Consider the following 10,441-nt stretch of genomic DNA (forward strand, 5'->3'; position numbering starts at 1 on the left):
GGAACTTATTGCTTTATTATTTTCAGGTCTTTGAAATATCCTATCGTGCCAATGTCAACCCAAAGAGCGACTTCGCCGTGGGTTGTGCTGCCCTTCATTTTTTCAATAATAAATGACGGGCGTTTCTGGCCGTTGATATAGAGCGTTGCCTTATTGCCGGCTACTTCAATACGCATATCTATCCATTCATCCAGGCCTATATCAGCATAGGTCTCATAAGACCCGTTGGGTTCGTTTCTTAACTTGTCGAACTTATAGTTTGGATAGGAATAGTATTGCACGGTATGATTTCTGGCAAACTGATTGTCCGAACTACCAGCTTTTGGCCTTAAATAAATGGACTCATAAGCCGAATCGCGTTCGCTGATCCTTAAAGCCACGCCTATAAAACCCTGCGCATTCTCAAAAGGCGATGGGTTTTGAATACGGCTAAGCACTTTGACATCTATGACTCCGTTTTCGAAGTCGACACCTTTTAGCTTGACGTAGGTTGGCTCATCGACAGTTTTAGATAGATTATTTACATCAAATGGTAGAGCTTCCAGGTCTCTTTCCACCTTTAGCACAGGTTTGCCACCGAGAGTCTCCAATGATGCTTTTACATTGCGCAACTCAAACCTTTGATTTTGATAAGCAATCTCCTGCGCGAACGTATAAAACGCAGGTAGACACAGTAATAAAATGGATAATAATTTTTTCATTTTGTATTAAATAGTTTCTTTCCTAGTACTCCTGATTTATACTACAAAGTTCAATAGTAAATGCACGAAATACCCTTAAAGTATTTTAAGAAATACTGCGGAATACGCTCAAATTTTATTTGTAAGCATTAGCTCTCCTGATCACGCTCAGAAACTCGGGTGTAATACCGAGGTAGGAAGCTATTTGAACATTGGATAGCCGATTAGAAAGATTGGAGTATTGCCTCAGAAAATGTTGGTACCGGTCTTCAGCTGAAGAACTGATATTTTGAAGCGTCCTATTTTGTGACTCAATATATTTTTGTTCGAATATTACCCTAAAGTTATGATCGAATTTGTGATACTTGGTATATAGATACAAGACATTATCATGTCTTATCTGCAATACCCTAGATGGCTCTAAGGCCTGGATAAAAAGTTGGCTCGGTTGTTCTGAATAAAAGCTGCTTAAGTCTGTCGCCCAATCATTCTCGGGGATAAACTGCAGATTATGCTCTTTGCCATGTGTGTCGACCGCATACATTCTTAGGCACCCTGAAACGACAAAAGTAAAATGCTTGCAAACCTCGCCCTGCTCCAGTACAAAATGCCTGCGTTTTATATTTTTTTCACTAAAAAGTTTATTTAGCGCCTCCTGTTCTGCGGAATCGAGTGGGAAATAATTATCGAAATGCTCCTTTAACTTTTCTATTTGCACAGCTTAGTCACAATATTCTTTTTCGAGAATCAAACTTAAAAAATATAAATCATTGAGCCTTGATTATTTATCTGATTTTAACACCATAATTTTCTTTACATCATGGATAAAGGTGTTCGACATCTGTGCTTTTTGGATTCGCAATTATAACCACATTATTCTTTATTATTTTCCAAATATTTCTTTAATAACTGCCAAAATCGTAGAAAGGTGTTCAATCCTACGCTCTTTATCCCCGCAACTTATATATCGAAAGATTCAAAAACGCCTTAAATGATGCATTTAAAGCGTTTTTGTTTTCGGGCACTACCAAATTGTTCAAACAATCGCATTACTCTGGTGACCCATTGGTGGCCTGTTAACATTAGAACAACGCAGGAGTGCCGACGGCATTGCACCTATTTACCTTCGTGTTACTATGGACGGTCAACGCATTCATTTTAAACATATGAAAAGTATTTTCTGTGAGTTATAATTTTGTTCTAAATGTCACAGTTCTTGGCTTTAGGCACTTTAAAACCAAAATCGCCTGTTAGACGGTCAAACCGCCCGAGTGCCGAAAATGAAATGATCTGTTGGATCAGTTCGCTTTTTTTAGGTGATAATACCTTCGAACGGAAAAAGGCTGGATATGGCAAAGACCAGCGATACAAAAATCTCCCTAAAAATCACTCTGTTCTTAAATTCTTAACGGGGTTAGAAAGCGCAGCTTTTATTGACTGAAAACTAACTGTTACTAATGCCAGCATCACTGCAAGCGCTCCAGCAACAGCAAACATCCACCAGGTAATGGTGATGCGGTAAGAAAAACTATCCAGCCACTGGTTCATGAAGTACCACGCAATAGGGCAAGCTACCAAAAAAGAAATCAGAACCAGCTTTACAAAATCTTTTGATAGCAGCGCAACCAGGTCCGCTACTGTGGCGCCCAGGACTTTTCTCACCCCAAGCTCCTTTTTTCTCCGCTCCGCAGCATTCGCAGCCAAACCCAGCAAACCTAAACACGATACAAAAATAGTTATTGCCGTAAACAGTGTAAGAAGGGTTTTGAGCTTATCTTCACCGTTATACATCTTACCGAAGCTTTCGTCAAGGAAGTTGTACTCAATAGGGTAGTCGGCGCAATAACGGCCCCATACTTTCTTGATTTCGCCAATAGTTGTTTCGATCTTTGAGCCACTTATTTTAACAGCTACTTTAGAATAAGCCTGCGGATAAATCTGCAGCACCGCCGGTTCTATTATTTCGTGGAGGCTTTTGTAGTGAAAATCTTTAACTACGCCGATCACTGGCCCGGTTTTTAATGAGTCAGACTTTGCCCATGTAGGCCATGACAATGTTTTACCGATAGCCTGCCTGGCACTGCCCAACCCCAAGTTCCGAACGGCTGTTTCATTGATGATGTAAGCGCTTACGTCGCTGCCGATTTCTTTCGAAAAATTTCTGCCTGCAAGCAGTTTTAGCCCAAGTGTCTTGAGATAATCTTCGTCAACCATTACCTGTACAGCTTTTGTTGGCTTCAATTTAGGCTTTTCTTTTACTGTCATTAAACCATCGCCAAATTTATCACCAGGAAAGCCATAGCCAATTGATACCGACTTTATTCCTGGGTAGCGAATCAATTCATTCTTAAAGCTTGCATAATTTTTTTGAAGATTCTCACCTTTCATAGGGAAGAACAAAACCTGCTCCTTCCTGAAGCCCAAATCTTTATTGTGCATATAGCTCACCTGGTTAATGACCACGATGGCGCTAATGATAAGCAAAACTGATAACGAAAACTGTACTACCACAAGCCCGTGTCGCAGCCATTGCGTACCGCCCGGTGCACTGTTTGATATGATACTCCCTTTTAAAACTTTTGCAGGCTGAAAAGCAGATAATACCAGTGCCGGATAAAAACCTGCAAGTATTCCTACTACTAATGTAAGCGTAACTAATGCGAGCCCAACCAGCGGATTGGCAATCAGGTCGAATACGATGTTTTTGTCCGTAAAGCGATTTAGATACGGCAACAGGAGCCATGTTGCCGCGATGGCAATAATCATACTGATAGCGGTCAACAATATTGTCTCGCCAACAAACTGTGTAGCCAGTTCTATTCTCCCTGCGCCTATAGATTTTCTAACTCCTACTTCCTTAGCTCTCTTAAGTGACCTGGATGTGGCAAGGTTCACAAAATTGAAGCAGGCAATGAGTAATATAAAAATTGCAATGATAGAAAGAGCTTTCACATACGTGATGTTGCCCCTGGTGGACATCTCGTATTTAAAGTCTGATGAATAGAGATGAATTTGTCCAAGAGATTGAAAATAGGGCACGTTGACAGGACCATCGCTTTTCATGAATGGCTTTGAATAAGTTTGAAACTTTGCCTGAAGCTGATCTGCGCTGGTGCCATTCTTTAGCTTTACATACGTGTTAAACGGATACCATTGCCAGCTTTGCATCCTGTCGGCAGGTAATTCCGCCGCAGCCAGCGGCATCACAAAATTAAGCGGTAAGTGGAATTTCTCGCTGTTTTCCAGCACGCCCTGTACACGCATTACAAATTTGGATAGTGTAAGTTCCTTACCGATAGGATTCTCCTTGCCGAAAAACTTCTCTGCCATAGCAGCGGAAATCACGATTGATTTCGGATCGCCGAACACTTTTGCTGCTGATCCATACCGAAAATGGAGCGGAAACATCTCAAAGAAATTACTGTCTACAAGGAATCCATTTTCTTCGTACAGCTTTTTGTCGTTCGCTTCGATCAGCTCTTTTGAATTAAATGACAGTACACGTACTACTTCTTCCACCTCAGGAAAGTTCTGTTTAAGCGCCACTGCAAATGCCGGAGGTGCTGTGGCGATGATATTGTCTACATCCCCTTTTGTCTTTTGATAAACGCGGTAAGTATTTTCATACCCGGGAACAAACTTGTCGTACTGCTGCTCATCTCTGACAAATAGGCCAATCAGCAGACAGGCGGTTAAACCAATAGTGAGGCCTGCAATATTGATGAATGAAAAACCTTTGTGGCGTCCGATGTTTCTTAAACCGGATCTCAGGAAATTCTGGAACATAATTTTCTTTATATTTAATACTCCCAAGCGAATACCAAGCATATTAACAGTTGACTGTCAGTATTTTAACAACAGTATCATTTGCTAATCTGTTCGAATCCGATACACGACTGTACGCTTTTGATACAGATTGACGCGCCCTGGATAACTATACTCGTAAGAAAATAATGTGAAAAACCAGATGTAAGATTATTTGCTACTTGCATAGCACCGTTTAATAATTACATCTAAAAAATGCAAATAAATTTGCGCAACTGAAAAGTTGCATATATATTTGCAACCAACAGGTTGCTTATTTAGAATTTAAATATGAAACAGGACATATTTCAAGCTATTGCCGACCCGACACGAAGGGCAATTTTAACGCTGGTTGCCATTCAGGCGTTAACGCCAAATGCCATGGCCCAAAAATTTGACATGACCCGGCAGGCAGTATCTAAGCATATTAAGGTACTGCAAGAATGCGATCTGATTAAACCGGAGCAAAGCGGCAGGGAGATCTATTATCACTTTAATGCCAAAAAGATGCAGGAATTTGACCACTGGTTAGCCCAGTTCAGGCAAAGCTGGGAAACTCAATTCAACCAGCTCGACCAATTATTAACAACCATAAAAGAACAGAAATAATGAACAACGATTTGCTATTTGATTTTAACGTTGACAAGGCGGCGAAGACGGTTTATATAACCAGGGAATTTAATGCCGGGTTGCCCTTGGTATGGGATGCCTTTACTAAAGCCGAACTGCTTGACCAATGGGGTGCACCGGCACCTATGCGTGCTAAAACCAGGTATATGAATTTTGAAGTTGGCGGGCGGCGGGTTTACGCGATGATAAGCCCCGACGGGCAGGAGCGATGGGCAGTGCAGGAGTTTACTTCCATTACCCCGAAAACCAATTTTAAAATGTACAACGCCTTTTCGGATAAGGATGAAAACCGCGAGCTGCCCGGGTCTGACTGGGATTACAATTTCAGCGAACAAAACGGTATAACTAAAGTAGACATTACTATTTATAATGAGTCGTTTGAGCGTTTGGAGAAATTATTAGAAGGATTCAAGATAGGCTTCACTATGACTTTAAAAAAGCTGGAAGACCTGTTGGCTACACTGTAGTAATTACATAAGTATAAAACAACCATTAAAACAATAAAAATCATGAGAGCAATTAACCCCTGGATCAACTTCAACGGAAATGCCGAAGAAGCGTTCACTTTTTACAGATCAGTTTTTGGCGGCGAATTCACAAAGATCATTCGCTTTAGCGACCTGGCAAGCGCCGAATTTCAGGTTCCGGAAAGTGAGGCTAACAAAATAATGCACATTGCTTTACCCATAGGCAAAAACAACGCCTTGATGGCTAACGATGTACCCGGGTTTATGGGGCGGGTTAGCGAGAACGAGAACAGGTCTAAAATAGCGGTGAGCGCGGAAAGCAGGGAAGAGGCCGATAAAATTTTTAACGGCCTATCGGCAGGCGGAGCGGTTGAAGGCCCTATGGGCGATGGCCCCTGGGGAACATATGCAGGTATGTTCAGGGATAAGTATGGTATTGAATGGATAGTAGAATTTGACCCGACCCACAAGGGATAAATACGGGCGGCCGGTTATTGAAAATGCCTATGAAGGTTTAAAGATCGCCCTTCTGGCTTCGCAGTAATTGTACGATTGTTTGGATGATGTATCAACTTACAGTCTTATTCTTCGGTATGCCCTTAAGCCCTTTGTTTCAGAATGGGTGTTTGTCATAAAAATTACAGATGCTAATCTGAAGTTTGCGATATTGCCTGTAAATTAAAAGCGTTTGTTAATTGATACAAACCAACAGAGCGAAACAGTGGCTAAACGGATACGATATATTTTGATAATAGCGCTAACCGTTATGGTATGCTGGGCCGCGTACGCCGCATTTTTTAATAGCCGTAATGTGCAGACCAAAGCATTAAGAGGTGTTAATACAGCGTCAGTAAAAGTGAGTGCGGTTGCCGGCACTGCACGGCGTACCATCCCTGCTGATGCCTGGAAAGCGCCCGCCGTAAACACTATTCCGCCTGGGAATGCCGGTGAAATGATCCGCTATGGCCGCGAACTATTAATGCATACTGCTAAATATTTTGGTCCGCGGGGAAGCATAGCCCGCATTTCGAACGGCATGAATTGCCAAAACTGCCACCTGGACGGCGGCAGCAGGCTTTTCGCCAATAATTACGCCAGCTTTATATCCAGCTATCCTAAAATAAGCCAGCGATCGGGCAAGAACCAGCCGCCAGCACAGCGCATTGTAGATTGTTTTGAGCGCAGCCTGGGTGGTACATCGCCAGATACCACCAAAAGAGAGGTGAAAGCTATGCTGGCGTATTTGAAGTGGATAGGGCAGGGGGTAAAAAAAGATCAAAAGTTATTTGGCAGCGCTACCGAAAGGCTTGCCTTTATGGACGATGCAGCCGATTCGCTTAAGGGCCGGCAGGTATTTGTAGCTAAATGCCAGAAATGCCATGGCAAAAACGGCCAGGGCACCCTGACACCCGACAAAATATCGTACACCTATCCGCCGTTATGGGGAAATCACAGCTATAATGATGGCGCCGGAATGTACCGCATCAGCAACCTGGCGGGTTTTGTTAAAAACAATATGCCATTTGGCGCAACTTACAAAAGTCCCCGGCTTACCGATGAAGAAGCCTGGAACGTAGCAGCTTTTATAAACTCGCAGCCGCGCCCGCATAGAGACCAGCACCAGGATTGGCAAAATCTGGATACCAAACCCATTGACTTTCCGTTTGGCCCTTACGCGGATAATTTTAGCGAAAAACAACATAAATACGGCCCCTTTAAACCTATAAAGGCAGCCCATAAGCACAAATGAATATGAAACAACACAGTTTAATTTTAGCGATAGTAGTCGTTCTTAGCTTTGCACGATCAGCGGTATTCGCGCAAACGGATACAACATTTACGGGCGCTAAGGCTACCTTAAAAAGCTATAACGCGCTGTATATCATTAACTCAAACGATGATAAACGGATAAGGGGCACCCTGCGCAATATGGCCAACGCCCTGCAAGACCCCCGTCTTGCCGGCAAACTGCACCTTGAACTGATAGCCTTTGGCGACGGGGTAGCTGTTTATATGAAAAACAACGCCTACGAACCCCTGCTGCTGGCGCTTAAAGCTAAGGGCGTAATACTGGCACAATGCAACAATACCTTAAAGGAACGCAAGATAGATAAGGCCGAGCTCTTCCCTTTTATCTCGTTTGTGCCGAGCGGTAATGGCGAGATCATCCTGAGGCAATACGAGGGGTGGGCGGTGGTGCATCCTTAAAAATCCCTGACTTTTTTCCGGGTTTTTCTGACCCATTTACGCGTAATTTTTAAAAATATTTGCGTAACTCAGAAGTTACACATACATTTGGGTAACTTCTGAGTTACCTATTATGGAAAAAGAGATAATTCATGAATTTTTTTTCGCCCACGCGCCGGCAGATGTTTGGCTTTACCTAACCGACGCGGACTTGTTGGCTCAATGGCTTATGCCAAATGATTTTAAACCTGAATTGAATCGTAAGTTTCAATTTAAAACAAAACCGCGAATCCCAATCGGTTTTGATGGCATCGTTTATTGTCAGGTGCTGGAAATTATCCCCGGCAAAAAACTGGTGTACTCCTGGCAGGGCGGCATGTCGAAGGAAAATCCATCCCTCGATTCGATAGTAACATGGACGCTTACACCGAAGGCTAATGGCACCATATTGCGCCTGGAACATACTGGTTTCAGGGGGGTGAAAAACTATTTCTCATACCTGATCATGAACAAGGGCTGGCTGAAAATTGGCAGGCGGCTAATAAGCAGGCTGGATACCGCGGCGGTAACGAACAACTAAACATAACACCAAAAAACTAAACATTATGGAACAGATCATTCAACATCAATTTTTTTATGCCCACCCGGCGGCAATCGTCTGGGATTATTTGACCAAGCCCGACCTTATGGCGCAATGGCTCATGAAGAACGACTTTGAGCCGCTGGTGGGCCGCAGTTTCCAGTTCAGGACCGGGCCTATCGCAAGCCTCGACTTTGATGGCATTTTTCATTGCAGGGTATTAGAAGTAAAGCCGCAAAAAAAACTTAGCTACTCCTGGAGCAGCGGGCCGGGCAATGGTAAGATCACACTGGAATCGGTGGTTACCTGGCGACTGGAGCCCCGCGAAAACGGCACACAGGTTTTTCTGGACCATCGTGGCTTTGCTAAAAAAGAAAACCTTGACTTTTATAACGGCCTGCTGCATGGCTGGGTGGAAAAACTGCAAAATATTGATAACCTTTTAACCCCAGTAGAACATGGCAGTACCGGCGCTTGATGTATTCCAGGTGATAGGCGACCCAAGCCGACGCAAAATGCTGATGTTGCTGTCGGAGGATAGCTTGTCTATTAACAGCCTGGCCGAGCATTTTGACATGAGCCGCCCCGCTGTTTCAAAACATGTGAAGATATTGCATAATTCGGGGTTTATATCGATGACAGATAGTGGCCGCGAGCGATATTGCACGCTCAAACAGGATGGCTTTAAGGAACTGGAAAGCTGGTTGGCTTATTTCGATGAGTTCTGGAAATCTAAACTGAAGAACCTGGAGGTGCTGTTAAACAAAAGATCGCCTCACTAAATCGGCGGCGCACAATTATGCTGTTACCCGCCGATATTTTATATGAGGAACATGAGGGGCCGGGTCTTTTTGGGACTTTAATAATAATATATTTACAGGCAACATGAAAATGAAACCTGCCGAGTTTATTACGTTATCCGCATGTACCATGATGCTGACAGCCTTGGGAATTGATATTATGCTGCCGGTGTTTGGCGAGCTGCGCAGGCATTTTGGCTTGCCGCCGCAATCAACCGCAACGGCGCAGGTAATCTCGTTCTTTTTCATGGGGCAGGTGGCCCAAATTATTTTCGGGCCGCTTTCAGACCGTTTCGGGCGTTTGGCTATCCTTCGTATAGGCTTTCCGTTATATATCGTTAGCGGGATAGCCGCAGCCTTTGCACCAACATTACCGCTCATGTGCGCTGCACGCTTTGTAGCAGGTATAGGTGCTTCAGCGGTTTTCATGACGACCATCGCGGGCGTGCGCGACCGGTTCGTTGGCGACCAGATGGCGCGCACCATGTCACTTATTTTTACCATCTTTTTGTGCACGCCGGTGTTTGCGCCCTTTTTGGGTATCGCTATTATGTCTGTAGCATCCTGGCAAATGGTAATGCTAACGCCGCCATTATTTGCAGTTATTGTGTTTTTATGGTCGTTAAAACTGGAGGAGTCGCTGCCACACGACAGGCGCAGCTCGCTTCGGTGGGCAAGCCTTGTTCAATCCATTAGTAGAGTTTTAAGTAACCGCGCTTTTTTAAGGTACACCGCCATTACCACCGCGCTATTTACGGCTTTAAGTTCGTATGTGGCAAGTTCAGAGCATATTGTAGGCGAGATTTATGGCAAACCAAAAGCTTTTGCTGCAATATTTGCCAGTATGGGCTTCCTCATGTCGTGCTGCACCTTCCTCAACTCCTATTTGTCGTCCAGGTTTGGAGCCAGGCGAACCATTAGGGCACTTCTGTTCATTTATCTGCTGGTGGCCACCGTGTTAATGATCATCACGGTGGTGGCTAAAAGCCGGCCGGATATGTTGGTATTCTTTATTGCGATAGCGCTGTTAATGTCGCTTAACCTGGCTATTGAGCCTAATAGCAGCGCCCTGGCTATGGAGCCAATGGGCCAAACGGCGGGGATGGCCTCTGCAGTTTATGGCACCATTTTCTTCTTTATCGGGTCGGCCTTAGGCTCGGTCATCAGCCACCTGCTGGTGAAAAGTGTGTTCCCCCTTGTAATCAGCTATTTTGTGATAGGCGTCATAGCCGTGCTCTTGGTTTTTGGCGACCGGCACTCACAAGGCAGCAGTTCAGTTTCGTAAGGTATTTA

General features: G+C 44.0%; 12 protein-coding genes. 9 read left to right on the forward strand and 3 right to left on the reverse strand.

Annotated elements, in window-relative coordinates; genetic code table 11:
- Positions 1-5: 5 nt before the first annotated feature.
- The 3 genes from GWR56_RS08770 to GWR56_RS08780 all read right to left on the reverse strand — a co-directional run bounded on the left by GWR56_RS08770 (position 6) and on the right by GWR56_RS08780 (position 4,466).
- Entirely contained in the window at positions 6-701 is a 696-nt protein-coding gene (locus GWR56_RS08770; RefSeq protein WP_162430742.1) for a polysaccharide lyase family 7 protein, read from the reverse strand.
- A 115-nt stretch (positions 702-816) separates the two neighbouring features.
- A complete protein-coding gene (locus GWR56_RS08775; RefSeq protein WP_162430743.1) occupies positions 817-1,398 on the reverse strand; it encodes a Crp/Fnr family transcriptional regulator in 582 nt (193 codons plus the stop codon).
- 668 nt (positions 1,399-2,066) lie between these two features.
- Positions 2,067-4,466 carry an ABC transporter permease gene (locus GWR56_RS08780; RefSeq protein ID WP_162430744.1) on the reverse strand — a complete coding sequence of 800 codons (2,400 nt, stop codon included), beginning with the start codon at positions 4,464-4,466 and terminating at the stop codon, positions 2,067-2,069.
- 309 nt (positions 4,467-4,775) lie between these two features.
- Between GWR56_RS08780 and GWR56_RS08785 the strand changes: the two genes are divergently transcribed.
- The 9 genes from GWR56_RS08785 (at position 4,776) to GWR56_RS08825 (ending at position 10,433) form a co-directional block, all read left to right on the forward strand.
- The gene (locus GWR56_RS08785) at positions 4,776-5,093 is read left to right on the forward strand and encodes a helix-turn-helix transcriptional regulator (RefSeq protein ID WP_162430745.1); all 318 of its coding nucleotides are present in this window, start codon (positions 4,776-4,778) and stop codon (positions 5,091-5,093) included.
- The gene (locus GWR56_RS08790; RefSeq protein ID WP_162430746.1) at positions 5,093-5,581 is read left to right on the forward strand and encodes an SRPBCC domain-containing protein; all 489 of its coding nucleotides are present in this window, start codon (positions 5,093-5,095) and stop codon (positions 5,579-5,581) included. Before GWR56_RS08785 ends, GWR56_RS08790 begins: the two co-directional genes overlap by 1 nt.
- 42 nt (positions 5,582-5,623) lie before the next feature.
- A complete protein-coding gene (locus tag GWR56_RS08795) occupies positions 5,624-6,058 on the forward strand; it encodes a VOC family protein (RefSeq protein WP_162430747.1) in 435 nt (144 codons plus the stop codon).
- A 244-nt stretch (positions 6,059-6,302) separates the two neighbouring features.
- Positions 6,303-7,331 (forward strand): c-type cytochrome, encoded by a 1,029-nt coding sequence (locus GWR56_RS08800; RefSeq protein ID WP_238395337.1) that lies wholly within the window; start codon positions 6,303-6,305, stop codon positions 7,329-7,331.
- A 2-nt stretch (positions 7,332-7,333) separates the two neighbouring features.
- Positions 7,334-7,789 carry a DsrE family protein gene (locus GWR56_RS08805; protein WP_162430748.1) on the forward strand — a complete coding sequence of 152 codons (456 nt, stop codon included), beginning with the start codon at positions 7,334-7,336 and terminating at the stop codon, positions 7,787-7,789.
- Positions 7,790-7,901: 112 nt separating this feature from the next.
- On the forward strand, positions 7,902-8,348 hold the full coding sequence (locus GWR56_RS08810) for an SRPBCC domain-containing protein (protein ID WP_162430749.1): 447 nt from the start codon (positions 7,902-7,904) through the stop codon (positions 8,346-8,348).
- 25 nt (positions 8,349-8,373) lie between these two features.
- Entirely contained in the window at positions 8,374-8,826 is a 453-nt protein-coding gene (locus GWR56_RS08815; protein WP_162430750.1) for an SRPBCC domain-containing protein, read from the forward strand.
- On the forward strand, positions 8,807-9,130 hold the full coding sequence (locus GWR56_RS08820) for a helix-turn-helix transcriptional regulator (RefSeq protein ID WP_162430751.1): 324 nt from the start codon (positions 8,807-8,809) through the stop codon (positions 9,128-9,130). The genes GWR56_RS08815 and GWR56_RS08820 overlap by 20 nt, the downstream gene beginning before the upstream one ends.
- Before the next feature lie 103 nt (positions 9,131-9,233).
- Positions 9,234-10,433 (forward strand): MFS transporter, encoded by a 1,200-nt coding sequence (locus GWR56_RS08825; RefSeq protein ID WP_162430752.1) that lies wholly within the window; start codon positions 9,234-9,236, stop codon positions 10,431-10,433.
- Positions 10,434-10,441: the final 8 nt, after the last annotated feature.

It is taken from the genome of Mucilaginibacter sp. 14171R-50, assembly GCF_010093045.1.
In the GTDB taxonomy this organism is placed as follows: Bacteria; Bacteroidota; Bacteroidia; order Sphingobacteriales; family Sphingobacteriaceae; genus Mucilaginibacter.

Coding starts and splice junctions, on each gene's coding strand:
- GWR56_RS08770 (WP_162430742.1), bottom strand. CDS start 701: ATGAAAAAATTATTATCCATTTTATTACTGTGTCTACCTGCGTTTTAT.
- GWR56_RS08810 (WP_162430749.1), top strand. CDS start 7,902: ATGGAAAAAGAGATAATTCATGAATTTTTTTTCGCCCACGCGCCGGCA.
- GWR56_RS08815 (WP_162430750.1), top strand. CDS start 8,374: ATGGAACAGATCATTCAACATCAATTTTTTTATGCCCACCCGGCGGCA.
- GWR56_RS08820 (WP_162430751.1), top strand. CDS start 8,807: ATGGCAGTACCGGCGCTTGATGTATTCCAGGTGATAGGCGACCCAAGC.
- GWR56_RS08780 (WP_162430744.1), bottom strand. CDS start 4,466: ATGTTCCAGAATTTCCTGAGATCCGGTTTAAGAAACATCGGACGCCAC.
- GWR56_RS08790 (WP_162430746.1), top strand. CDS start 5,093: ATGAACAACGATTTGCTATTTGATTTTAACGTTGACAAGGCGGCGAAG.
- GWR56_RS08805 (WP_162430748.1), top strand. CDS start 7,334: ATGAAACAACACAGTTTAATTTTAGCGATAGTAGTCGTTCTTAGCTTT.
- GWR56_RS08785 (WP_162430745.1), top strand. CDS start 4,776: ATGAAACAGGACATATTTCAAGCTATTGCCGACCCGACACGAAGGGCA.
- GWR56_RS08825 (WP_162430752.1), top strand. CDS start 9,234: ATGAAAATGAAACCTGCCGAGTTTATTACGTTATCCGCATGTACCATG.
- GWR56_RS08795 (WP_162430747.1), top strand. CDS start 5,624: ATGAGAGCAATTAACCCCTGGATCAACTTCAACGGAAATGCCGAAGAA.